This is a genomic window from Bradyrhizobium lablabi (assembly GCF_018129385.1).
GTDB lineage: Bacteria > Pseudomonadota > Alphaproteobacteria > Rhizobiales > Xanthobacteraceae > Bradyrhizobium > Bradyrhizobium lablabi_C.
On record NZ_JAFCLN010000014.1, the window covers coordinates 87086 to 112180 of the forward strand.

Below are 25095 nucleotides of genomic sequence, written 5' to 3' on the forward strand. Positions count from 1 at the left end.
ACTTGTAGGTTGGGAAGAGGCTTGATACCACAAAATTGGGCAGGCTTGCACCTGCAGTCGCCGGGGCGATGACTGGATTTAAGCGCGCAAGTGGCTTGTTTTCGAGACGTCCGCAGCTATCGGCGCCGTCGAAATCGCTTGCCAGTCTGTTGCAGCACCTGCTGATGCAAGGTCGGCTAGTCGATTGGGCCGTCGAACCACTTCCGAATGGATGGTACCGGCCGCAGGCGTCACCGGTACATGCACGGTTCTATCGAGCGCACCGTAATATGGTTAAACTCTAGTACGTCCGCGCCACGTAGATCGTATTTGAACTCCACGCGAGCATCCTCGTATGGTAGGGAGTTGCCTAACCAACCCTTCGAGAGCTTCCGGATTATCGATCTCTAAATCGAGCTCGAGCGTTCGTCACTAACAATCGACCAATGGCTTGACCTCACGCCCGACTTTACAACGGTTCGAGGCATCATCGTCCCTTGCTGTGAAAATTGAGAGTGGGCTCGGTGACATGCGCCTATTCTACTACAGTCGATTGTGTGGGACGGCAGTGTGGGACGGGCACCGGAAATAAACTAAATACTTGATCTTGTTGGCGCACCCGACACGATTCGAACGTGTGACCTTTGCCTTCGGAGGGCAACGCTCTATCCAGCTGAGCTACGGGTGCTGAGGGCCCCCATTTAGCCGATTGGCCGGGCAGGGGCAACGGCTCTTGTTGCACCGCTTCCTTGGTGACGCCGGCCGCGGCAGCCGCGCGTTAGCGCCTCATTGCCCTCGCAGCGGCGGCTGGGCGGGGCTAAAGTCAGATCGCGCCATCGAGCCGGGTTGCGTCAATGAGTCTAGGGAGCACCCCCTTTCCCTGGGGGAACGGGTTGGAGGATTTTGCACTGTTTCGAACGCTCAGTTCGGAGCAGCGGCTGCGGGCGTTCCATGCCCTGGTCCGGCAGGATCTGCTGCGCGGGGAGTTGCTGGTGGCACAAGGCGAGCCTTCGGATTCGCTCTATCTGGTGCTGCATGGCGCCCTCGCGGTGCGCCGGGCCGGCGAGGTCGAACCGATCGCCGAACTGCGCGGCGGCGAGATCGTCGGCGAGATCGGCTTTTTCGGAAATCTCCCGCGCACGGCCGATGTTGTCGCCATCCGCGACACCAGCATGCTGGTGCTGACGCGCGCGGCCTACCAGGAACTCGCACGGGATGCGCCGGCGATTGTCGAGGTGCTGCTCGCCGCGCTCGCACGCCGCTTCGCCAAGGAAACCGCGCGGCTGACGCCGCTGCGTGCCTCGCCCAAGGCGCGAACGGTCGCGCTGATCGAGGCCGGCACCGAACCGTCCCCTGGCCTGTTCGAGCGCCGCATGCGCGAGGGACTGGCGGCGACCGATGCCGAGATCGTCGATCCCGCGCGTCTGGCGGCCAGATTCCCCGGCTGCGAACTCGATACGCCCGAGGTCGCCGACTGGCTCAACAAGCTCGAACACACCGCGCCGCTCGTGGTCTATTTCGGCGGCCGCGAAGCCACGCCATGGGCGCGCAAGGCGATCCGCCAGGCCGACATGGTCGTGTTCCTGTGCCGGGGCGAAGCACCTGGCGGCGCGCGGACCGAGCTCGAAGCCTTTGCCTGTTCGGTTCATCCGGCATCAGTGCGGCGCCTCGTCCGCATTCACGACCGGCGAAGCAGCGAGGTCCGCGGCACCGCCGCCTGGCTCGCGCGGCTGCCGTCCTTCATGCACCATCATGTCGCGCTCGAAGACCAGATCGATATCGACAGCCTGATCCGCTTCCTCTCCGGCCGCGCGATCGGCTTCGTCGCCTCCGGCGGCGGCAGCTTTGGCACCGCACATGTCGGCCTCTACAAGGCGTTTCGCGAACGCGGCGTGATGTTCGACATCTTTGTCGGCACCAGCGTCGGCTCGGCGATGGCGGCGGGATTTGCCAAAAATCTCGAGGCCGAGGATCTCGAGCGCGGCACGCACGAGATATTCGTCAAGGGCCGCAGCTTTCGCCGGCCGACCTGGCCGCGTTATTCGCTGCTGGATCACAAGGTGTTCGATCGGGCGCTGGCCGAGCAATATGGCCGCGACTGCCGGATCGAGGATTGCTGGCGGCCGTTTGCGGCGGTGGCGACCAATCTTTCCACCCACAGCATCGAATTGATCCGCTCCGGCCTGCTCTGGCAGGCGGTGCGCGCTTCCAGCGCGATTCCCGGGCTGCTGCCGCCGTTCTACACGCCTGACGGCGCGATGCTGGTCGACGGCTGCCTGATCGACAACGTTCCGCTCGCCCCGATGCATCAGCTCAAAAGCGGCCCCAATCTGGTGGTGCATTTCGGCGAGCCGGCCACCGAAACATTCAATGTCGACTATGCCGCGCTGCCCGGACGTTTCGAGCTGTTCGCTTCGCTCCTGATGCCGTTCCGCAAAAAGCTGCTCCCCTCGGCGCCCAGCGCCGTCAACGTGCTGTGGCGAAGCCTCGTGGCGCACCAGCGCTACGACATCCTGCCCACCACGCCGTTCGATGTCGTGATGCGCCCGCCGATCCCGCCCGATATCGACGTCACCGATTTCGACCGCCACAGCGATATCTTCCGCGCCTCCTATCTCTGGGCGCAGGCCACGATTGCCGCTCTGGAGGCGGAAGGGAGCCCGGCGCTGGAGGCCATCCTGTCGAGCGGCAAATCACCGTCGCGGCGGCCGCGTCCCGCGGCCGTGTTCCAGAGCAAGGTGCTGACGAATTGATTTGCTCAGGCGCTCCGGCGCTGCCGGGATGTTCGTCCGGCCGTTGCCGGCCGGGCAGAAAGAGTGAGGCCCAGGGCGCGGACGACGCGCATCACTGTGCTGAATTCAGGATTTCCAGTCTCGCCAAGTGCCTTGTAAAGGCTCTCTCGATTCAGGCCCGCACTCTTCGCTATCTCGCTCATGCCGCGCGCGCGGGCGACGAGGCCGAGGGCATCACGAATAAAATCAGCATCGCCGGATTCGAGTGCGGCGGTTATGTAGGCAACCTGACGCTCCTTGGTATCGAGATAGTCTGCGGCATCAAATCGGGTCGTTTTGCTCATCATACGGTCTCTGCCAGAACTTGGGCCTGCTTAATGTCCTGTTGCTGCGTCCGCTTGTCACCGCCACAGAGAAGGATCACAATTTGCACGCCACGTTGCACGTAGTAGACGCGGTAGCCAGGTCCATAGTCGACACGCATTTCCAATATCCCTGCGCCGACACTTTTTGTGTCCCCGGGATTTCCCTTCTCCAAGCGGCGAATGCGGGCAACTATGCGCGCGACCGCATTGGCGTCTTTCAGCCGGTGCAGCCAGATTGAAAATTCCCTTGTCTGACGCACCTCTATCATGGCCCGCACCCAATGTAGCCTATGGGCGACATATGATCAAGTGGCGCTGAAGCAGCAACCGGCATCCTGCATTGTCCCGCCCGCTACAGCCTGTAAACTACGACGCAAATCGAGACTCACGCGCAAATCGACGTGCATCAGGAGACACAGGCATGCGTCCGCTCGAATTCGGCTGGTATCTCCCCACGCATGGCGACACCACGGCCTACGGCCTGATGGAAGCGCAGATCGCAGGCTCGCCGGAACTGTGCGAGCGTGTGGTAACCGCGGCCGAGGCCGCCGGCTTCGAATATCTGCTGATTCCGGTCGGCTCGACCTGCTGGGAGGCCTGGATATCAGGCGCGTTCATGGCGGCGCGCTCGCACAGGATCAAGCCGCTGATCGCGGCACGGCCGGGCTACATCAATCCGGTGCTGATGGCGAAAATGATCTCGACCTTCGACCAGATGTCGGGCGGGCGCATCTGCATCAACCTGATCGCGGGCCAGAACGAGAGCGAGGTCGAGAGCGAAGGCGTGCGCTACGCCAAGGAAGAGCGCTACGCGCTGATGGAGGAGGAAGTCTCGATCCTCAAGTCGCTCTGGACCACACGCGGCCCCGTGCATTTCGACGGCAAGTTCCACAAGATATCCGGCGCTTTCATCCGCCCGCGGCCGTTGCAGCAGCCATTTCCAAAATTCTATCTCGGCGGCGGCTCGCGCCAGGCCTGGGAGCTGTCGGCAAAGCATTCCGACGTGCACCTGTTCTGGGGTGATCTGCCGGAGAAGATCGCATCCAACATCGCCGAGATCCGCGAGATGGCGCGCGCGCACGACCGCCACCACGAGATCGGCTTTGGCATGCGGCTACAGGTGATCTGCCGCGAGAACGAGGCCGATGCGTGGGAGGCCGCCGACCAACTGGTGCGCCATGCCACCGAGCGGCAGAAGCAGGAGATGAAGACGCTCTACAACAAGTCAGAAGCCAATCAGCGGGTGCAGCAGCTCGCCCGCGAGCACGGCGATCTTCTCTTGCCGCATCTGTGGACCGGTATCACAAAAGTGCGGCCGGGCGCCGGCATCGCGGTGGTCGGCAATCCCGAGCAATGCGCGGCGACGCTACAGCAATTCATCGACGCCGGTTGCCACTCGTTCTGCCTGTCCGGCTATCTGCATGACGAGGAGGCCGAGCGCTTCGGCCGGCTGATCCGTCCGATCCTGGCTGAGAATAACCGCGGGCGATTGGCGGCGTGACAGCGAATTCGTTGGCTTACGGACACGTCAAGCGGTTGTCGCACAGATGTCAGACGGTATTGTTGGTCCGTGGCGAAGCTCGACGTCGCGCTGGCGCCCACCGAGGCAACACAGATGCACATCCCGCGTAATCTGAAGGAACTGACGGCGCTGTTTGCGAAATATGGCGCCAGGGAGCCAGAATCCTGGGCGAGATCCCAGCTTGATGAGGGAATTCCGCAACTTCAGAGGTTCCTGTTTCTCAGACAGGCTTGGAGCCAGGTCGTTCGCAATGGCGATGAGCAGTGGATACGGTCCTTGCTTCAAAACGCGGAGCGTTCTCCTGATGGGCCAGTCGCGCCCGCAGTCCGGAGATGCCTCGAGAAAGGTGTATCGGCTCAAGATCTCACCGACATCGTGCGTGGTGTGCAAGCCGAGTTCCTGTTCGGCCTCTGTTATCTATTGGACGACCCGATGTTTACCGAGGCGGAGCTACAGAATTTCTCATGGGGACTTTTTGAAGTCGACGAGGACGGCGATCCGATCGGCCCGCGTATTTTCGCATTGCACGAGTCCGTCTCCGAAACCGATCCGGAGAGGGAGCTATAGAGTGAGGCCAGGCGGGCAGGACCATCCTATGCCTTGCTCATCGCCACCTGCGCGGCCAGCATTTTTCGCGTGGCTTCGATATCGACCAGCGGATAGACGTCGAATTCGGCCGGAATGATATCGGCCCATTCGTTCAGAATGCGGTGCAGTTGATCGTTGCTCTCCACGTCGAAGACGGCGACCGCACCGCGGCCGACGCGGGCATAGACCTGCTTGCAGACACCTGCCGCTTCATACCTGCCGATCCATGGCCAAAAACTCTGCCGCCGTTCGGCCATGTCCGACGGCCGTTCCGGCCGCGGCGTCGAAATCACCAGAAACAGGGCGGGCACGTTAATTCTCCGCAGATCGCAGGGTGGGCAAAGACCACGGGGTTGGCAAAGCGTAGCGTGCCCGCCGTTCAAGGCAACGGTCTGGCCAGATGGTGGGCACGGCGCAGATGCGCCTTTGTCCACCCTACAACGTCATGCCGGCACGATCACCTTGCCGATCGGCCACAGCGCGATGCCCGCAAGCTTGAGATGCGCCCAGGCAAAGGGAATGCCGATGATGGTCACCGCGAGCAGCACCGCCGTGATGACGTGCCCGAGCGCCAGCCACCAGCCCGCGAGCACAAGCCAGATCAGGTTGCCGATCACGCCGAGCGGGCCGGTGCCGATATCCTCCATGCCCGTGACTTCGTCGCGCCGCACCGCGCGCGAACCGAACGGAAGCAGCGTGTAAACCGCGATATTGAACGCCGCCCGCGCCCAGGGGATGCCGATGATGGTGATCGCCATGATGATAGCGGCGACCAGCCAGCCGAACGCCATCCAGGCGCCGCCGATGAGGATCCAGAGGATGTTGAGGAGGATGGAAACCGGCTGCATGCGATAATCCCCGCTTCTGGCTTGATTGCCTACAGCGCATATAAGGGCGCGCCGGATGCACGGACAGGGCGGGTTCGAGCGTCCGGAGAAAAACTACCGCTTTGCGGCGCGCCGGAAATCGGAGACGGCGGCCGTGCCGGGATGCCGTCTTGCAAATTCGCCCAGCATGGCATCGGCGGAAACGACGCGATTCCGGCCGAGACGCTTTGCCGCATATACCGCCTGGTCGGCCTGTCCGAGCAGCCAGTCGGGCCCGGCCTCATTGCTGCCCGGGACATGGGAAGCGACGCCGATGCTCAGCGTCACGATCGAACCGGTGCTGACATCGCCGAGCGCGATATCGAGCTCGATGACCGCCTCGCGCAGCCGTTCGGCGACGCTGCAAGCCGCGGCCATGTCGGTGTCCGGCATGATGATGGCAAATTCCTCGCCGCCATAGCGGGTGGCGAGGTCGGTCGGCCGGATCGCGGTCTTGCCGATCACGCCCGCGATGGTGCGCAAGGCTTCATCGCCGCGCTGATGGCCGTGCCGGTCGTTGAACAGCTTGAAATGATCGACGTCGGCAAACAGCAGCGCCAGCGGCCGGCCGCTGCGCAGGCCGCGCGACCATTCCATCTGAAGCGCCTGGTCGAACGAGCGGCGGTTGGCGAGATCGGTAAGCGCGTCCTTGGCGGCCAGCGTCTTCAGCGCCATCTCGGCGCGCTTCTGGTCGGTCATGTCGCGCAGCGTTTCCACCACGGCGATCAGATTGCCGTCATCGTCGTGGATCGGGCCGGCGTCGATCGCCAGATAAAGATGATTGCCGAGTTTTGGCATATGGCACCAGTTTTCCGCACTGGCGCCGAAGCTGCCGTCGTTCGACAGGGAGTGATGGGCGTAGAGCTCGCCGATCCTGTGCTGTTCGCCCAGCGCCACCACGTCGGCGAGGCAATAGCGCTCGTTCTCGTAAAAGGCTTCCCAGTGCCGGCTGGTGCCGAGCACTTCGGCGGCGCTCATGCCGGTGAGCCGCTCGCAGGCGCGGTTCCAGACCACGACGCGCCGTCGCGGGTCGATCACGAAGGTCGGCACCACCAGATGCTGGAGCAGCCGCACCGCATAGGCATGCGCCAGCTCCGAGCTGCCGGCCAGCGAAGGCTTGTTGCGTTGCTGGCGCGGTCTGCGTGCCATCACGCCGCCACCACGGCCGCGCGGGCCGCGCTGAACAGTTTCCGCACCTCGGGACCGGGCCTGGCCGCGCTGAACAAAAAGCCCTGCATCTGCGTACAGCCGAGCGCGCGCAGCACGCCCTTCTGCTCGATCGTCTCGACGCCTTCGGCCACCGTCGTCATGTTGCGGGAAGCGGCGATGTTGACCACCGCCTGCACGATCGCGGCGGAAGAGTCCATTTCGGCGAGGTCGGTGACGAAGCAGCGATCGATCTTGATCTTGTCGAACGGGAAGCGCTTCAGGTAGCTCAGCGAGGAATAGCCGGTGCCGAAATCGTCGAGCGCGATGCGCACGCCGATGGCGCGCAACTGGTGCAGGATGGCCAGCGCCGCCTCGTCGTCATGGATCAGCACCGCCTCGGTGATCTCGAGCTCGAGCCGGTTGGCCGGCAGGCCGGACGATGCAAGCGCGCTGGCGATCTTCAGCGCCAGACCTTCGCATTTGAGCTGGACCGGGGAGACGTTGACCGCGAGGCGGACATGGTCCGGCCAGCCGGCGGCCTCGGTGCAGGCCGTTCTCAACACCCATTCGCCGAGCTCGTTGACGAGGCCGGTGTCTTCCAGCACGGGAATGAATTCGGCCGGCGAGATCATGCCGCGTTCGGCATGGCGCCAGCGCAACAGCGCCTCGCAGCCGGTCACAGAATCGGTCTTGAGACAGACCAGCGGCTGGTAGTGGATTTCGAACCCGCCTTCGCGGATCGCCTGGCGCAGATCCTGCTCCATGGCAAGCCGCGCCTTGGCGCTGGCGTCCATCTCGGGCTCGAAGAAGCGGTACGTGCGTCGGCCGTCGGCCTTGGCGCCATACATGGCGAGATCGGCATTCTTGATCAACTGATCGAGGTTGGTGCCGTCCTGCGGCGCCATTGCGATGCCGATCGACGCGTCGGTCGAAAGATGATGGCCGAGGCACTGATAGGGCTTTCGGATCGCCTCGTAGATGCGCGTGACGAATTCCAGCACGTCGGTGACGTTCTTCACCCCGGTCTGGATCACGGCAAATTCGTCGCCGCCCAGACGCGCGATCAGGTCGGTTTCGCGGATGCAGGCGCGCAGGCGGCCCGCCACCGCCTTCAGCAGCTCGTCGCCGACATGGTGACCGAGCGAGTCGTTGATGCCCTTGAATTCGTCGACGTCGATATATAGCAGGGCGAACTGCTCGCCGCGGCTGACCTTTTGCAGCTCGCGTTCGATCTGCTCGCAAAACAGCACCCGGTTTGGCAGGTCGGTGAGCGGATCGTAGTGCGCCAGATGCGCGATCCGCTCATGGGCACGGCGGCGCTCGGTGACGTCGTCGACGATGTTGATCAGGTAGCGGGCTTCGCCCTCCTTGTCGCGGATCGCAAGGCGCCGCGAGGTGATGAAGCGCTTGCCCACCGCCTGGCTCTCCCAGACGTGCTCATCCTTGAACATGCCTTCGGGCGATTGCAGCGTGGTTTCGTCATCCGCTGCGATGATCTCGGCGGATCGCGGCGGGAACAGGTCGGGCGCGGTCTTGCCCAGGATCGCCTCGCGCGGCACCCCGAAATGGGTTTCGGCCACGCGGTTGACCAGTACGTAGCGCCGCTCGCGGACATCCTTCACGGTGATCTGCGAGGGGATGTGATCGATGATCTCGCGCAGGAAAGCCTGGTTGCGGTCGCGCTCCTGTTCGAGTTTGCGCCGTTCGGTGATTTCCTCGATGGTCGCTACCCAGCCGCCTTGCGCCAGCGGCTGGTTGACGATCTGGAACCAGCGGCCACAGATTGAATTTGCGATGGTCGTGGTGACCTCGCCGTTGGCAAGGCTGCGCTGGATCTGGTTGTAGAACCCGTCGGGGTCGCCTTCGAACGATCCGGTCGCCACGCGGTGATGCATGATGGCGCGGGCATCGGCGCCGGGTTTGACGACGTCCCGCGACAGTCCGAACATGTCGATGAAGCGCTCGTTGCACAGCACCAGCCGCTCGGATCCGTCGTACAGCACGAGACCTTGCGTCATGTTGTTGAGCGCGGTGTCGAGCTGTTGCTTCTGGGTCCGCAGGCGTTCCTGCGATTCCCGGCCATGCCGGAGCATCTGGCGGATGATGACGAACAGGACGAGGGCGATGACCAATGCCGCCAGGCCCGCGGCGCCGACCATGAGCCGGGTTTGCGCGCGCCAATCGGCCAGCGCGGCCGACAGCGTATTGGTGGCGACGACCGCGCCGGGGAACTGGCTCAGCATCGCTGCGGAGCCAAGCCGCTCCTTGCCGTCGACCGGGCTTTGCACCCGCAGGGTCTGCGGGCCGCTGTTGTTCAGGACATGCTGGAGGAGCGGAGCGGTCGCAAAGTTCTGCCCGATCAGATGATCGACATGCGGGAAGCGCGCCATCAAGGTCCCATCGGCGTGGAACATGGAAATGGCCGCGCCCGATCCCGGTGCCACGGAGGCAAAGAATTTTTCATACTGCGCCGGCTCGATGCGCCGCGTCATTACGCCCAGGAAGATGCCGTTCTCGCCGGTCAGCCGGTGGGCGATCACGGTTTGCAGCTTGCCGCGGATGAGGCTGCGGACGGCCTCCGCCAGCACCGGCCTCGATTGCGGATCGGACTTGAACGTCCTGAAATAGTTGCGTTCGGAAATGTTGAGGGCGGGTGCCGGCAGAGCGCGCGACCAGGTGAGCAGGTCGCCTTCGGCGTCGAACACCGACACGTCGCCGAGATAGCTAAGGCCCTTGTATTTCAGGATCTCGTGCGTTTCCGCCAGCAACATCCGCTGCCGGAACGCTTCCGGCGATGCGATGCGGGAGACCTGCAACTGCGCGACGAGATCGCCTGCGATGGTCTTGGAGTCCTCGAATTGCTGGTCGAAGTGGCGCGTCAGCAGCAGCACGGTATTTTTCAGCTCGCGCTCGCTGTTGACCAGCGCGCGTTCGCGGAATTGGCCGACCATCATGATGGTGACGGCGAAGATCGCCGTGACCAGCAATCCGCCGCACAGGGTCAGCCATAATGCCGGACCGCGGACCGTGGTAGCGAAACTCCGTGCGATCGCCGCGGGCCGAGATGGTGTAGCCGACATGTCGTAAAACGTGTGCCGCATTCCCTACTCCCGGGGAACATGCGTACGCCGCACAAATGGCGTTGACGTTACGAAATCAAGTTAACGCTTGATTGATGCCGCATGTCGCCCGATGCGCAGGCTTATCGTTTAGCGTTCCTTTACCGGCTCGGCGAAACAAGCCGCTCAGCGGCGATAGCGGCCGGCGCGCGAATAGGCCGGACGGCTTTCCTGCGCCGGCCGGCTGGCAAGGCCGGCGCGGCTTTCGCTCGAACGCGGCACCGCCGGCTTCAGATCTTCCAGGAAAATCGGCCTGGAGAAGTAATAGCCCTGGGCGTAGCGGATGCGGGTCGCGGCCTGGAGATAAGCGAGCTCTTCGTACGTTTCGACGCCTTCGGCGATCACGGTCATGCCGAGCGCTTCGGAGAGCGATTCGATCGCGCGCAAAATGCCCTGGCTGCGCGGCCGCTTGTGGATGTCAGTGATGAAGGAACGGTCGATCTTGATCTCGTCGGCGGTGATGTCGGCCAGCGCCGACAGCGACGAATAGCCGATGCCGAAATCGTCGATCGAGATGCCGACGCCGATATTGCGAAGTATCGGCAGGATTTCGTCCTGGAACAGCGTCTTGGTGACGAACGCGTCCTCCGTCACCTCGATCATGAAGCGTTTTGGAAAGCCGGTCTGCTCGATCGCGTCGGCAAATGGCCGCATGAATTCCGCATTGCCGGCCTGCTTGGCCGCGACATTGATGCTGATGGTGGTATCGGGCCCGAATGTCTCGTTGATCGAGTCGATCGATTTGACGATCTCGGCCAGCACCAGATGGGTCAGCTCATCGATCAGGCCAAGCTCGACCGCGAGGTTGATGAAGGTCCCCGGGGCCTGAATCACGCCTTCGTCGTCGCGCAGACGCACCAGAGCCTCGATGCCCTTGACCTGGCTGGTGCGGATGTCGACTTTGGGCTGGAACACGCAGCAAAAGCGTTTTTCCAGGATCGCAAGCCGCAGCGACTGCTCGATCCTGGTGCGGGCCTGCGCCTCGCGCTCCATGCTGGCGTCGAAAAACACGGCCGTGCCCTTGCCGTTGTTCTTGACGCGATACATCGCGATGTCGGCGTTCTGGCGCAGCGCGTCGTAGCTTTGACCGTGCTCGGGATAGAGGCTGACGCCGACCGAGACGGATGCAAAGATCTCCGAACTGTCGATAAAGAGCGGCGCGCGAATCCGCTCCAGCATGAAATGCAGATATTCCGCGACCTCCTGCTGGCTCTGCACCGGATGCAGCAGCAGCAGGAATTCGTCGCCGCTGATACGCGAGAGCATGTCGGATTCGCGCAAGGTCATGCCGAGGCGCCGGGTCATCTCCACCAGCAGCGCATCGCCGATCGCATGTCCATAATAGTCGTTGATGTGCTTGAAATTGTCGATGTCGAGAAAGGCGAGCGCAAAGCCGGCTTGGCTGGCTTGGCCGCCTTGCGCGAGCAGCTTGTTGACGCGGTGCTCGATCACCCGCCGCGAGGGCAGGCCGGTCAATTCGTCGTAATAGGCCGAGCGGAACAGCGTGTCTTCGAATGCCTTTTGCTCGGTGATGTCGGCGGAGCTCGACAACAACAGATCGCGGCCGGCGATGCGGACCGGGCGGTGGCTGGTCAGGAAGACCTGCTTGCCAGCAACGCTTGCAGTGGATTCTTCTACAACTGCCGCGCGGCCCGCCCGCAACAGCTCGGTTGCCGCTTCGCGGCGCTGCCCCATTTCGCTGGAAGGCTCGGCTGCGCCGACCTGCAACTGCGCGGTCGCCGCGTCATTGGCCAGCAGGACATGCCCGTATTCGTCCTGCAAGGTCACCCCGCAGGGCAGCATCCTGAAGATATCCCTCAGGATATTCAGTTCGGAATCGTTTGCGCCTTCATTGACGGCCTCGGCGGCCGTGTGAAGGTCATATCGGTTGGGATCGTGCATGGGCGCAGAGCTTGGCAGCGTCCCTTGTAGTTTTGGTTAAGCGAACCTCTGAAAGGCCGCAGCAAATGTACAGGAGCGATACACCGCACCGGCGTTGCGGCAATCGTCATTAACAGAGTGTCAACGCGGAGGCGCGCCGCTTTCGCGGGCGCTTTCGCTTCGTTCGCGATCGGCGTTCAACCCGGCGGAATCCGGCACTGCATGGTGCAGTGAATGCCGCTCTTCAGAAAGCTGATCTCGGTCTTGCCGTGGAAGGCCAGTAGCGCCGAATTCAGCAGCTTTGTGCCGAAGCCGGGCTTGCCGATGGTCTCTACGGGCGGTCCTTCCGTCTCGTCCCACACGATGGTGAGCCGGTCGTCGTCGACGGTCCACGACACCTGCAAAAACCCTTTTGCCGAGGAGAACGCGCCGTATTTGCCGGCATTGGTGGCGAGTTCATGCAACATCAGCGCGAGGCTGACGGCCAGCTTGTCGGGAAGGAACAGCGCATCGCCGTTCAGGTTGAAGCGGACATGGCCGTAAGGCCCAAGCTCGGAACGAAGCAAGTCGCGGATGTCGCAGCCGCGGCCGTCGACCCGGGCAATCAAATCGTCGGTCGCCGACAACGCGCGGATGCGATGGTCGATCGTCGCCCAGACCTCCGGCTGGTCGTGCAGCACCTGATGCAGCACCGCATGCATGACCGACAGCTTGTTCTTGAGCCGGTGCTGCAACTCGTCGACCACCAGCTTGCGGTATTCCTCCTCCTGGATCAGGCGTTTGGAGATCTCGTGCTGCTGCGCGGCGATCGAGCGGTAATGCTCGACGCCCCAGATGGCAACCGCGCATACCGCCCAGAAGATCAGCAGCAGCACAATTCTGGCCGAATCCGTCGCCGTATCGCCGAAATTGATGATGACGCCGAGTGCGCCGGCGGCGGCCGCGGTCAGAATGCCGATCCGGACTCCGCTGAACACGGTGACGATCATCACAGCCGGAAAGTACGGCGTGAAGAACACATCGGGCCGGATGTGGGAGAGTCCCCACCGTCCCAATGTCCCCAATGCCAGGCAAAGGATCGCAAATCCGATGCTCAGCAGCAGCGGGGGATGGAAATCCCCCTGCCAGCCGCGCCGGAACTCGTCGATCAGTCTTGCCGTGGTCGATTTTGCCATAGGGATTTTTGACATGGGTTCGTCACTTCACGTGACCAGCAAATCCAAAATATGACGGCCCAGCAAGCAAAACGGGCATTTCCCGCCTTTATCGCCCGTCTCCGGCCCGGCATCGCTTGCCTTGTTTCCGGCCGGAAGGGATAGTGGTCCAAACAAAAAACGGGAGGAATGCCATGCTCCGCCGCGTCCAGGTCCTTTGCGCGCTGCTCCTGTTCGCTTTTGTGACAGCGGGAACCGTTCGGGCCGATTCTGTTCTGCCGATAGCGGCAACGCCCGAGGAAGTCGGCCTGTCGTCGGCACAGCTTGCGCGCATCGAAGCCGTCACGCAGCGGCATGTCGAAACCGGCCTCGTCCCCGGCGCGGTGATGCTGGTGGCCCGCAAGGGCAAGGTCGCCTGGACGAAAACTCTCGGCTTCCGCGACCGTGCGGCAAAGGATCCGATGCGGCCGGACTCGATTTTCCGCATCTATTCCATGACCAAGCCGATCGTCTCCGTTGCGATCATGATGCTGGTCGAGGAAGGCCGCCTACAGATCAACGACCCCGTCGCAAAATATCTGCCCGAGATCGGCAAGATGAAGGTCGGCGTCGAGACATCGGAGGACGGCAAGACCACGCTCCAGTTGGTCGATCCCGCGCGCGCAATGACAGTGCAGGGCCTGCTCCGGCACACCTCCGGCCTGATCTACGGCACGCGCGGCAAATCGCTGATCAATGCCGCCTATGTCGAGGCGAAGATCGGCAGCCGCGACGTCAGCAATGAAGAGTTCGTGGCAAAGCTTTCAAAGCTGCCGTTGCGCTTCTCGCCCGGCGAGCGCTGGGAATACGGCGTCTCGACCGACGTGCTCGGCCGCCTCGTCGAGGTCGTCTCGGGCAAGACGCTCGGCGAATTCCTCGGCGAACGGATTCTTGCGCCGCTCGGCATGACCGACACCGGCTTCTACGTGCCGGCCGACAAGCTCGCGCGCGCCGCGCAGCCCTGGCAGATGCCGGAGGCGCCGCCGATGACGCCCCGTTTCGACGTCGCACAGAAGCCGCGCTTTGAATCGGGCGGTGGCGGCCTCACCAGCACCATGGACGATTACCTGCGCTTTGCGGTGATGCTCGCCGACGGCGGCAAACTTGGGGGCAAGCGCCTGCTCGGCAGCAAGACGCTCGAATTCATGACGGCGGATCACACGGGCAGCAGCCGGCCGGGACGACCGCCCGGGCTCGGATTCGGCCTCGGCTTCGAGGTGCGCACCAGCGTCGGCGATTCTGCGCTGCCGGGCTCGCTCGGCGAATATGGCTGGGCCGGCAATGCCGGCACGCTGTTCTGGATCGATCCGAAGGAGCAACTGATCGCGATCTACATGGTGCAGGTCAGCGATGGCGACCGCATCATGTTGCGCAACCAGTTCCGGACCATGGTCCAGTCCGCGATCATCGATTAATTTTCACGACAACAGGGTGGGCGAAATGGGACGGCTGGACGGCAAGGTTGCGGTGATCACGGGCGCGACGAGCGGCATCGGGCTGCGCACGGCGGAGGTGTTCGTCGCGGAAGGTGCAAAGGTCGTGGTGGCCGGGCGCCGCATTCCCGAAGGCGAAGCGCTGGCGAAAAAGCTCGGCGCCGCTTGCGTTTTCCGCCAGACCGACGTCGCCGTCGAAGAGCAGATGAAAGCGCTGATCTCGCTGGCGGTCGACAAGTTCGGCAGGATCGACTGCCTGTTCAATAATGCCGGCGGTCCGGCGCAGGTAGGTGGCATCGAAGGGCTCGAAGTCGACCGCTTCGATGCGGCGATGGGAACGTTGCTGCGCAGCGTCATGCTCGGCATGAAGCACGCCGCGCCCCATATGAAGAAGCAGGGTTCCGGCAGCATCATCAACAATGGCAGCATCGCCGGGCACCTCGGCGGCTATTCCACCTCGCTGGTCTATGGCGCGGCCAAAGCCGCCGTCATCCATCTCACCAAATGCGTCGCCATGGAGCTTGGCGAAGCCGGCATCCGCGTCAACTCGATCTCGCCCGGCGTGATTGCGACCGGCATCTTCGGCAAGGCGCTCGGCCTGTCGGTGGAGGCGGCGGAGAAGACGCCCGAACTGATGCACGGGGTCTACAAGTCGGCCCAGCCGATCCCGCGCGCCGGCACGCCGGATGACATCGCTTACGCCGCGTTGTTCCTGGCCAGCGACGAGTCGACGTTCGTGAACGGCCATGATTTCGTTGTCGACGGCGCCATCACCGGCGGCCGCAACTGGACCCAGCAGCAGCAGGGCTACGTCACGCTGCGCAAGACGTTCGAGCAGGGGGCGTGAGGGGAGCGCGCGGCGCTTCCGCCGTCATTGCGAGCGAAGCGAAGCAATCCAGCTTTCCTTGCCACGACAAGAAAGCTGGATTGCTTCGTCCGCGGAGCCTGTCATCGGGCGCGCATTCGCGCGACCCGTTGGCTCCTCGCAATGACGGTGAGATCAGTTGAAGGGAGAAAACAATGTTCGCAACAGCTACACTCCGAATCCCCGAACCTCGCCCGCTCCATCTCGCCATCATCGCCGGCCTTGCCTGCGCGTTCATGATCGGAAATCACCTGCCGCTTACGCGCGACATCGCCGCCGTCCTCATCGATCCGCTCTGTATGACATCCGCGGCCAACTCGTCGGAAAATGTCGTCGAGCCGATCGCCTCGCATGCGCTGCCGAACGTCGCGGGCAAGCGCATCACCGTGGTGCGCGTGTTCTACGGCCCCGGCGGCTTCACGCCGCCGCATTATCATTCCGGCTCTGTGACAGCCTACATCACCAAGGGCGAGATCCGCTCGCAGCTCGGCGGCGGCCCGGTCGAGACCTTCAAGGTCGGCCAGTCCTTCTTCGAGCCGCCGGGCTCGACGCACCTGGTCTCGGCCAACGCCAGCAGCACCGAGCCCGCGGAATTGATCGCGGTGTTCGTGGCCGATGAAGGCGCGCAGCTCACGACGCTGCTGAAGCAGTGAGATCGCGCTGCGCCTTCCTTTACCTCGCCCCGCTTGCGGGGAGAGGTCGGATTGCATCAAGGATGCAATCCGGGTGAGGGGGACTCTCCGCGAGCCCATCTCTCACCGTCGTTGCGGAAGCACCCCTCACCCCGACCCTCTCCCCGCAAGAGCGGGGCGAGGGAGAAGAAATCACACCGCCTTCACCCTCACCCGCAAGCCATCGCGCGGCTTGGGGATCGGCCACATCTGCCATTTCGGCTGATAGCCAGGCTCCAGCGACACCTCGAGATTCTGCAAAAAGTGCCGCGCAAAAGTCTTTGCCTGCATGTAGGCAAAATGCAGCCCGAGGCACATATGCGCGCCGCCGCTGAACGGCACCCAGGCAAAGCGGTGGCGGCCCCGCTGGGCGTCCTCGGTGAAGCGCAGCGGATCGAATTTTTCCGGATCGGGCCAGATATCCGGCATGTGATGCGTGTAGAGCGGATTGACGCCGAACATGGTGCCGGCCGGAATATCGAACCCCTTGAAGGTGAAGTCGCGCACCGCGCGGCGCGGGATCGAGGGCACCGGCGGCTTCTTGCGCAGCGCTTCCTTGAACGCCATTTCCGACAACGGCATCTTTTCCAGCATGTCGAAGCTGGTCGGATCGCCGGCGTCGATGCCGAGGCCGGTGACTTCGGCGCGCAGCCTTTGCTGCCACTCCGGATGTGCCGCGAGCTCGCCGATGAAGTTGGTCAGCGACGAGGTCAGCGTGTCGTGCGCGGCGAGCATCAGGAAGCTCATGTGATCGATGACGTCTGGCGTCGAGAGCAGCGCGCCGTCCTCGAGGGTCGCCTGGCATAGTTGCGAGAACAGGTCGTCCCCGCCGCCGCGGGCGCGGCGGATCGGGATCTGCTCGGAGAAATAGGCGACGATGCGCTTGCGGCCCTTCACGCCGCGCGCCATCTGCGTGCCGGGCAGGGGCGTGCGGATCGGGGCGACGGAAGCCGCCACCATATCGATGAATGCCTGGGTGAGCTCGTCCATTTGCGGGCCGAGACCGGTGCCGAGGAACGAGGTCGCCGCAAGGTCGAGCGTGAGCTGCTTCATGGCCGGATACAGCAGCATCTCGCCCGGTTTCGCCTTCCACTGCCTGACGCGTGCGGAGATGCCGCGGTCCATATCGGCCAGATAGGACTTCATCGGTCCCGACTTGAATGCCACCGACAGCGCGCGGCGGTGCAGGCGGTGCTCGTCGAAATCGAGCAGCATCAAGCCGCGTGGAAACAGCAGGTCCAGGATGCTGCCCCAGCCGTGCTTCGAGGAGAACAGCTTTTGCTGGTCGAACAGCACCAGCTCGTTGGCTTCCGGGCCGAGCGCGCTGACACTGGTTTCGCCGAGCACGCGGCTGCGATAGACCGGTCCGTACTTCGCGGCCATCCGCTCGACCTCGCCCTTGGGGTCGGCCAGAACCTGAAGCGTGCGGCCGATGAACGGCCAGCCCTCATCGCCGGGGATATGCCGCAGTGAGCTGGGCTTGGGAGGAAAGGCGAAAGCGGGAGAAGCGACATTCTGCATCGACATCGCGATTTGCTCCGTCCGTAGCCGAAAGCGGAAAAATAGCGCGCCGCGTCGCCGCTGCAAAGAGTCCGCGGGCGGAGCAAATCGCGCCACAAAGTCGCGCGGCCATGCTACGTTCGCGCAAAGGCACGACATGCAGTAGAAGCCGACAGGGACTGAATTACGGCAAAATACCCGGCTCCTGCCTGCTTTCGAGACCGCGAAGCTGTTGCACTTCTCGTTTCCTCAAGCGCTGCCGGCGCTGGCCGACGAGGTGACCGAATGAGGCGGCGTGAATTCATTGCCGGGTTAGGGGCGGCCATCGCGCTGCCGGTTGCGGTGAAGGCGCAACAATCTGCCGGCGTCATGCGCATCGGTGTCCTCATGGGGATTGCGGATGACGCGGTGGGCCAGAGCCGAACGGCGTCGCTGCGCGAGGGGATGCAAACGCTCGGCTGGAAGGAAGGAGTCAACACGGAATATCACGTACGCTGGGCCGAAGGCGATGTCGACCGCGCAAAACGGTTTGCCGCGGAACTGGTCGCGCTTAGACCCTTGGTCATCGTCGCGAACAGCGCGCCGGCAACATTGGCTCTGAAAGAGGCGACCAAATCCATTCCCATCGTGTTCGTTCAGGTCAACGATCCGGTGGGACAAGGTCTCGTGGAAAGCCTGGCCAATCCCGGAGGGAACGTGACCGGTTTCCTGAATTTCGAGCCGGCGATCGCCGGAAAATGGCTCGAGCTGTTGAAGGAAATTGCACCTCGCCTCACCAGGGTCGGCGTGTTGTACAGTCAAGCCTCGGCTTCGCGAGGCGGAGGCGGAAGAGTCCATCTCTCGGTCCTGCAAGAGGCTTCTCCGCGCCTTGGCATCGAGCTGATGCCGATCGCGCTGACCGATGCTTCAGACATCGCTCCCGCTATCGGTCGATTCACAACCGACTTCAGCGGGCTGATCGTCCTTCCCGACGTCTTCAACACGGTCAACCGGGCCGTGATCATCGAGGCCGCGGCTGCGCATCGTATCCCGACGATCTACCCATACCGCTACTTTGTCGCGGATGGCGGCTTCGTCTCCTATGGAGTCGAGATCAACGATCTTTACCGAAGGGCCGCAAGCTATGTCGATCGGCTGCTCAGAGGCGAGAAACCTGATCGGCTGCCGGTGCAAGCTCCAACCAAGTTACAACTGGTGTTGAACGCGAAGACTTTGAAAGCACTCGGCCTCGATCTGCCGCCCATGCTGTTCAGCCGCGCGGATGAAGTGATCGAATGAGGCGGCGCGGCAATCCGGGCCGCCTCATTCGTTACGCCTTCCGCTTCGCGGCTTCCTTCTGTAGATCCGGCGCATTCACCGCGGGGATCGCGATACGGCCGGGGCCGGTCTGCTGAAGCGCGGCGGCGGCCTTTTCGTTCTCCATGATCTTGGCCATCACGGCCTGGCCCGCGCGCTCGAACACCGCGCGGTTCTCGATCACGAACTTCTGCGACTCGCGCAGTTTTGTGATGTAGCCGTTAATCTCGGGGATCACGTAGCGCGCTACCATGTCCCAGCTCCGGCGGGTGTTTTCCGGATTGGCCCAGTCATGCACGAAGCCGACGATGGTGCCGACGCCGCCGGACACATCCACCAGGTTCTTGATCGTTTTCACGAGATCATCCGGCGTACCGATGGTGGAGGCGGCGCCCTCGACAAACGCGGTCTTGTCCACGGCATCATCTGGCGAGGAGAAGGCCGCCAGCCCCGGCCGCTGCAAGGTGCCGACATTATATTCGTTGTGCCAGCGCATCAGCCCGGCGCCGGCCTCGCGCCGCGCCTGCTCGCGGGTCTCGGCGATGTGCCAGGACAGCAGCACGCGCCAGTTGGAACGGCTCACGGTGGTGCCGGCCTTTTTCGCGGCGTCCTCGGCGAACTGCCATTGCTGCGGCAGCGCCATCAGGCCCTGCGTCGACATCGAGCCGAGCGAGATGATGCCGATGCCGTATTTGCCGGCCAGCGTCATGCCCGACGGCGAGATCTGCGAGGCCACCACGAACGGCATGTCTTCCTGAAGGGGAAGGATTTGCAAGGCCGCATCGTTCATCACGAACCAGTCGCTCTTGGCGGTGACGCGCTCACCGTTGAACAGGCGGCGGATGATCGCGATCGCCTCGTCCTGGCGGTCGCGCTGCGTCATCGGGTCGATGCCGAGCGTATGCGCGTCGGACGCGAGCGCGCCGGGACCGGAGCCGAAAATCGCCCGGCCGCCGGTCATGTGGTCGAGCTGCACCATGCGCTGGGCGACGTTGAAGGGATGGTGATAGGGCAGCGAGATCACGCCGGTGCCGAGCTTGATGCGCTTGGTGCGCTCGCCGGCGGCGGCCAGAAACATCTCCGGCGAGGCGATCATTTCCCAGCCCGAGGAATGATGCTCGCCGCACCAGAATTCGTCATAGCCGAGGTCATCGATCTGCTGGACGAAGTCGAGGTCCCTGCGGAATTGCAGCATCGGATGCTCGCCGATCGGGTGATGCGGGGCGAGGAAGGCTCCGAACTTCAGGCGCGCCATTGTGTTTTTCTCCCGAATTCTCTTGTTTCTCGGATCACGCCGAGCTTTTCGGAGCCCAAGCTACGGGGCGGCGCACGCCATGGCAATCGCGCAAAACCGCCGATGCCGCATGTTTGTCGTGCAAGACGGCCGGCATGCCGTCTCCCGGAAATCTTGCAATGAGCGGTCCCGCGCTTGCGCGCCGGAGCGGGTTCATCTCTTTATGGTTGGAGACGCGTCAGATCTTCCTTCTCCGTCCGTGCGGCGCATGAAAAGCAGCGTTTGAACCCGGTTGGCGCATGCGGTAGACGACGCCATGAAATATTTTCCGGATCAAGACGCCGACGGGATATGGGCAAGATATGGCGTGGCGGTGCTCCCGCTGGCCTATCTCGCCATCGCGCTGGTCCATTCGGCGAATTCGGCGCCGTGGGGCCTCCAGGTCGACCCTGAATCCGCTTACATGATGAACGGCATCGCCTGGGCGGCGGGCTACGGCATGATGCTTAATGCTCACCCCGGCACGACCACGATCCTGCTGAGCGGTCTGGTCACCAAGATCGGCGCGTTTCTCGCTGGCCAACCTGATGTCGCCGAGTTCGGACTGCGGCATTACGATGCGCTGATTTATGCCTCGCGTGCGGCTCAAATCGTCCTGATGGCCGGTGCGCTGCTCGCCGGCGGCATCATCGTTCGGCGGGCGACGCGAAGCACGATCGCGGCTGCGTTCTTCCAGTGCGCGCCGTTTGTCAGTTCGGATGCCCTGCATCTCGGCGCCATGCTGACGACGGAAAGCCTGCTTGTGACGTCCGCGGTGTTCGGCATGGCGCTGGTGCTCAAGGCCGCGCTCGACAAAGAGCCGCCTACGGCTGCGCTCGGTCTGGCGCAGGGCTTGGTATTCGCGGTCGGCCTTTCGTCAAAATACCTGTACGCGCCGATGGCGCTTCTCAGTGTGGCGCTGCTGCGCAACTGGCGTGCCTATGCGGCGGCAACTATTGTCGGCGTATTCGCGTTCTTTGCGATCAATCGAATTTTCAATCCACTGGTCTTCACCAGCGGGTTCCGCTGGCTCGTCAGCCTCGCGACCCACAAGGGAATTTACGGAGACGGCGAGGCGGGCTTCATCGACTTCAGCCTGTTCTGGCCGAATATGGCCGAGATCATCGTTTCGGGCCCGGTGGTTTTCGCGGCGTTCGCCGCGGGTGCGTGCCTCGGATTGCTGCGGATATGGCGCACGCGCCATTACCTCGATCCGGTCAGCCTCACGCTTCTGGCCTTGTTCGCCGCCTACGGCGCTCAAGCCGTGGCAACGGCGAAGCATTTTCATCTGTACTATATGCTCGCCTCCTGGGTGCTGACCGGCGGCGTGCTCGTGCTCGCCGTCATCCAATCCAGGCGGCTGTGGCCGGCCCGTTCACCGTACCTCGCCTCCGGCATCGCCGGGCTCGCCTGTATCGTGATGGTCGCGAGCACGCTGAACACTGTCCGGCGTCAGGCGATCAACGTGATCGCGGCCAACCAGGTTGGAGCCCGGTTGTCGAAAGCGATTGTTGCGGCCGGCCCCACTTGCGCCAACGTCTCGCGACTGTTCGTGCGCGCCCCGGAAAACCTGCTCAACTTCGGCGGCGACTTTACATTTGGCACGAAGGAGCTCGTGGACCGCTTCTCCAATGCCTATCAGCGCATCTACACGACGCCGCTGCTGGACCACAATTTCTACCGCAACGAGCTTCTCAAGAATTTCCGGGTTACGGACTACCAAAAGCTGGCGGCAGAGTATCCTTGCATCGTGGTACGGACTCTCGCCGAGTTCGACGCCAAGACATCGATTGGCCTGTTCGAACTGAAGCCCGAGCATTGCAAGGTCGGGGATATCAACGTCTATACGGTCGGCATCGCCTGCGAAAAGATCAAGGCGAGCTACGCGAGCACGGCTCCGGAGTAGGAGCCGCGTTGCGACCGGCCGGTTCACCGGCTAAGAAGGCCTCCGGCAGGCCTTTGCGGCTTCGCGGGAGAGACCGGGTTTGGGGACACTTCGCTTTCTGTTTGCATTCGCCGTGGTCGGGGCCCATGTCGGCCATCTCCCCTGGGCAATTCCGCTCGGCGGCGACACGGCGGTGCAGTCGTTCTACATCATCTCGGGCTTTCTGATCGCGCTGGTCTGGGACAACAAATATGCGGACCAGCCCAACGGTCTGTACCTGTTCTACACCAACCGCGCGGCGCGAATTTACTACCTCTATTGGATCGTGCTGGTGATCTCCATCCTGGTTGCGCTGGTCACCAAATACCTGACCAGGGATTACCCGGGGTTCTTCAGCACTCCTCCGCGCGGATTGCTGGCCTATTCGATTTTCACCAACTTCTTCATCTTCGGATCGGCCGAAGCGCTGTGGCTGGGCTATGACGGCTCGCTGTACTTCACGATGGACTACAAGTCCTCGCCCTATCCGGTCTGGCGAACGATGACGCTCAGCCCGGCGTGGACGCTGGAACTCGAACTGCTTTTCTATCTTATCGCGCCGTTCCTGATACGCCGCAGCCTGCGCCTCCTGGTCGCGATCATTGCAGTATCGCTTGCCGCGCGGTTTGCCTGGTATGCGATCGGCTACGACACCGATCCGTGGACCTACCGGTTCTTTCCCTTCGAGATCGCCATGTTCCTTCTGGGCGTCGTGACCTATCGGGTCTCGCGGCTCATCGCGTGGAAACCGAACAGAGCGACCCTCTATGCGATGTTCGCGGCAGTGCTGGCAGCGGTTCTGTTTTATCCGTTGGGCGGATCGACGCGGCTGGTTTTTGTCTATCTGTTCGCATTCGCGGCGCTGCTCCCTTACATTTTCTCCCTGACCAGGACATGGAAGGTCGATCGCTTCCTCGCCGACATGTCGTTTCCGCTGTATCTGGTGCATTGGCCGGTGTGGCTTTTCATTCGCGACGTCACGCCGGCACCATGGCCGCAATATCCGGGGATCGTCCCGGCCGTCGCCTCGGTTGCTGCGGCGGCGCTGCTGGTTGTTTACGTCGAGCGCCCGATCGAGCGCTGGCGGCAGGCCAGAATCACTTCCACTGCGAATGCGCCGGTGCCGGCGGGCGCCGTCGGCTGATGCGAGCTTGACTGCACGATCGCCTGGGCCCGGACGACGGAACGTTCGACCAGGCGAAATTCGCAGGGATGCAGCCATGTAATACCGAATAGCCACGGCCCTACCTGCTCATCCTGTTCCACGCATCGAGGCCGGCGATCTTGTAGGCTTCCGCCAGCGTCGGATAGTTGAACGTGTTCTGGATGAAATAGTCGATCGTGCCTTTCAGGTTCAGCACGGCTTGGCCGATATGGATCAATTCGGTGGCGCCTTCGCCTAGAATATGCACGCCGAGCAGCCGCCGCGTCTTGGTCGAAAAGATCATCTTCATCATGCCGCTGTTCAGTCCCATGATGTGGCCGCGCGAGGTCTCGCGGAATCGCGCCACGCCGACTTCATAGGGAATACCGCGGCTGCGCACTTCCTCTTCGGTGAGGCCCGTGGTCGAAATTTCCGGCACCGAGTAGATCCCGTACGGATAGAATTCCGGCGGCGCCAGGTGTTCGATCCCGAGCGCATGGCACGCCGCCACGCGGCCCTGCTCCATCGAGGTGGAAGCAAGGCTCGGGTGTCCGATCACGTCGCCCGCGGCATAGATATGCGGCACGCAGGTTTGCAGCGTCACCGGATCGACCGTGATGCGTCCGCGGTGATCGACCGTGATGCCGGCCGCATCGAGGTTGAGCCGGTCGGTGGCGCCGACACGGCCGGCGGCGAATAGCAGTATCTCCGTCACCACCACGCGGCCGTCCGCGAGCCTGATCTGGATCGCTCCGCTGGCGGTGTGCTCGATCGACGTGACCGCGGAGCCGAGCCGCACCGCGACGTTGCGGTCGCGCAGCTCATGCATGAACTCCTCGATCAGTTCCTTGTCGATGAAGTCGAGGAAGCTCGGCCGCGGCTCGATCAGGGTCACGGCGACATCGAGCGCGGAGAAGATGGTGGCGTATTCGACGCCGATCACGCCCGCGCCGATCACGGCGAGGCTGCGCGGCAGCTTCGGCAGGTCGATGATCTCGTCGCTGTCGAACACCGTCTTGCCGTCGAACGGGACATAGCCGGGGCGGAACGGCTTTGTGCCGCAAGCGATCAGAATGTTCGCTGCGGTGACCAGCTTGGTCTCGCCGGGCGCCGAGGTGATTTCGATCTGGTTCGGCCCGGCAAAGCGCGCTTCGCCAGCGGCGGTGCGCACCAGGTTGCGGCTGAACTGATGCTCCAGCACCTCGACCTCGTGGTCGAGCGTCTTTTGCAGCCGCATCATCAGGTCCGTGGCTGCGATCTCCTGCTTCACCCGGTAGGAGCGGCCGTAAAAGCCGCGTTCGCGCCAGCCCGACAGGTTGAGCACGGTTTCGCGCAGCGTCTTGGAGGGGATGGTGCCGGTGTGGACTGACACGCCGCCGACCCGCCGGCCTTTCTCCACCACCAGCACCGATTTGCCGAGCTTTGCGAATTGTATCGCGGCCCGGCGCCCCGAAGGGCCGGAGCCGATCACCAGCATGTCGTAGTCGTACATGGATAGTCCCGAACGCTCGAAGGTTCTGAAAATCAAGCTGCAAACCGGCCCGGATTGCCATGCAGCAATCGGGCCACAATACCGCGATCGCTTACCTCCGAGG

20 protein-coding genes and 1 tRNA gene are annotated in these 25095 nt (G+C 63.1%); 9 read left to right on the top strand and 12 right to left on the bottom strand.

Annotation, left to right across the window (positions count from 1 at the left end; all coding sequences use genetic code 11):
• Positions 1-590: 590 nt before the first annotated feature.
• A tRNA-Arg gene (locus JQ628_RS23730) sits at positions 591-667 on the bottom strand.
• Between the two features lie 205 nt (positions 668-872).
• Between JQ628_RS23730 and JQ628_RS23735 the strand changes: the two genes are divergently transcribed.
• Positions 873-2732, top strand: a complete 1860-nt coding sequence (locus tag JQ628_RS23735) for a patatin-like phospholipase family protein (protein ID WP_249128302.1) — start codon at positions 873-875, stop codon at positions 2730-2732.
• 5 nt (positions 2733-2737) lie between these two features.
• On the opposite strand, the gene JQ628_RS23740 is transcribed toward JQ628_RS23735, so the two are convergent.
• Together JQ628_RS23740 and JQ628_RS23745 are read right to left on the bottom strand one after the other, a co-directional pair.
• Positions 2738-3058 (bottom strand): addiction module antidote protein, encoded by a 321-nt coding sequence (locus JQ628_RS23740; RefSeq protein WP_212225808.1) that lies wholly within the window; start codon positions 3056-3058, stop codon positions 2738-2740.
• Complete coding sequence (locus JQ628_RS23745; RefSeq protein WP_212225809.1) at positions 3055-3345, bottom strand: type II toxin-antitoxin system RelE/ParE family toxin; 291 nt, start codon at positions 3343-3345, stop codon at positions 3055-3057. The genes JQ628_RS23740 and JQ628_RS23745 overlap by 4 nt, the downstream gene beginning before the upstream one ends.
• A 152-nt stretch (positions 3346-3497) precedes the next feature.
• Here JQ628_RS23745 and JQ628_RS23750 point away from each other — a divergent pair, with 152 nt between their 5' ends.
• Together JQ628_RS23750 and JQ628_RS23755 are read left to right on the top strand one after the other, a co-directional pair.
• Entirely contained in the window at positions 3498-4577 is a 1080-nt protein-coding gene (locus JQ628_RS23750; protein WP_212225810.1) for an LLM class flavin-dependent oxidoreductase, read from the top strand.
• Between the two features lie 69 nt (positions 4578-4646).
• Entirely contained in the window at positions 4647-5165 is a 519-nt protein-coding gene (locus tag JQ628_RS23755; protein ID WP_212225812.1) for a hypothetical protein, read from the top strand.
• A gap of 26 nt (positions 5166-5191) precedes the next feature.
• Here the strand turns inward: JQ628_RS23755 and JQ628_RS23760 are convergent, their stop codons facing one another.
• From JQ628_RS23760 to JQ628_RS23785, 6 genes are all read right to left on the bottom strand, one after another.
• Complete coding sequence (locus JQ628_RS23760; RefSeq protein WP_349628111.1) at positions 5192-5497, bottom strand: DUF3303 family protein; 306 nt, start codon at positions 5495-5497, stop codon at positions 5192-5194.
• A gap of 132 nt (positions 5498-5629) precedes the next feature.
• Entirely contained in the window at positions 5630-6034 is a 405-nt protein-coding gene (locus JQ628_RS23765; protein WP_212225814.1) for a YccF domain-containing protein, read from the bottom strand.
• Positions 6035-6127: 93 nt separating this feature from the next.
• Complete coding sequence (locus JQ628_RS23770) at positions 6128-7201, bottom strand: sensor domain-containing diguanylate cyclase (RefSeq protein WP_212225816.1); 1074 nt, start codon at positions 7199-7201, stop codon at positions 6128-6130.
• Entirely contained in the window at positions 7201-10302 is a 3102-nt protein-coding gene (locus tag JQ628_RS23775) for a bifunctional diguanylate cyclase/phosphodiesterase (protein ID WP_433996159.1), read from the bottom strand. Before JQ628_RS23775 ends, JQ628_RS23770 begins: the two co-directional genes overlap by 1 nt.
• Before the next feature lie 144 nt (positions 10303-10446).
• A complete protein-coding gene (locus JQ628_RS23780) occupies positions 10447-12222 on the bottom strand; it encodes an EAL domain-containing protein (RefSeq protein ID WP_212225818.1) in 1776 nt (591 codons plus the stop codon).
• 176 nt (positions 12223-12398) lie between these two features.
• Positions 12399-13391 carry a sensor histidine kinase gene (locus JQ628_RS23785; protein ID WP_249128304.1) on the bottom strand — a complete coding sequence of 331 codons (993 nt, stop codon included), beginning with the start codon at positions 13389-13391 and terminating at the stop codon, positions 12399-12401.
• A 158-nt stretch (positions 13392-13549) separates the two neighbouring features.
• Between JQ628_RS23785 and JQ628_RS23790 the strand changes: the two genes are divergently transcribed.
• The 3 genes from JQ628_RS23790 (at position 13550) to JQ628_RS23800 (ending at position 16345) form a co-directional block, all read left to right on the top strand.
• Positions 13550-14809 (top strand): serine hydrolase domain-containing protein, encoded by a 1260-nt coding sequence (locus JQ628_RS23790; RefSeq protein WP_212225820.1) that lies wholly within the window; start codon positions 13550-13552, stop codon positions 14807-14809.
• Between the two features lie 25 nt (positions 14810-14834).
• Complete coding sequence (locus tag JQ628_RS23795; RefSeq protein ID WP_212225822.1) at positions 14835-15674, top strand: SDR family NAD(P)-dependent oxidoreductase; 840 nt, start codon at positions 14835-14837, stop codon at positions 15672-15674.
• A gap of 173 nt (positions 15675-15847) precedes the next feature.
• A complete protein-coding gene (locus JQ628_RS23800) occupies positions 15848-16345 on the top strand; it encodes a cupin domain-containing protein (RefSeq protein WP_212225824.1) in 498 nt (165 codons plus the stop codon).
• 171 nt (positions 16346-16516) lie between these two features.
• Here JQ628_RS23800 and JQ628_RS23805 read toward each other — a convergent pair whose 3' ends face one another.
• The gene (locus JQ628_RS23805; protein ID WP_212225826.1) at positions 16517-17890 is read right to left on the bottom strand and encodes a cytochrome P450; all 1374 of its coding nucleotides are present in this window, start codon (positions 17888-17890) and stop codon (positions 16517-16519) included.
• A gap of 258 nt (positions 17891-18148) precedes the next feature.
• Here JQ628_RS23805 and JQ628_RS23810 point away from each other — a divergent pair, with 258 nt between their 5' ends.
• Positions 18149-19141 (top strand): ABC transporter substrate-binding protein, encoded by a 993-nt coding sequence (locus JQ628_RS23810; protein WP_212225827.1) that lies wholly within the window; start codon positions 18149-18151, stop codon positions 19139-19141.
• A gap of 31 nt (positions 19142-19172) precedes the next feature.
• On the opposite strand, the gene JQ628_RS23815 is transcribed toward JQ628_RS23810, so the two are convergent.
• Entirely contained in the window at positions 19173-20414 is a 1242-nt protein-coding gene (locus JQ628_RS23815; RefSeq protein ID WP_212225828.1) for an LLM class flavin-dependent oxidoreductase, read from the bottom strand.
• A gap of 295 nt (positions 20415-20709) precedes the next feature.
• On the opposite strand from JQ628_RS23815, the gene JQ628_RS23820 reads away from it, so the two are divergent.
• A complete protein-coding gene (locus JQ628_RS23820; protein ID WP_212225829.1) occupies positions 20710-22338 on the top strand; it encodes a hypothetical protein in 1629 nt (542 codons plus the stop codon).
• Between the two features lie 79 nt (positions 22339-22417).
• Entirely contained in the window at positions 22418-23500 is a 1083-nt protein-coding gene (locus JQ628_RS23825; protein WP_212225830.1) for an acyltransferase family protein, read from the top strand.
• A 100-nt stretch (positions 23501-23600) separates the two neighbouring features.
• On the opposite strand, the gene sthA is transcribed toward JQ628_RS23825, so the two are convergent.
• Positions 23601-24992 (bottom strand): Si-specific NAD(P)(+) transhydrogenase, encoded by a 1392-nt coding sequence (sthA, locus tag JQ628_RS23830; RefSeq protein ID WP_212225831.1) that lies wholly within the window; start codon positions 24990-24992, stop codon positions 23601-23603.
• Between the last annotated feature and the right edge of the window lie 103 nt (positions 24993-25095).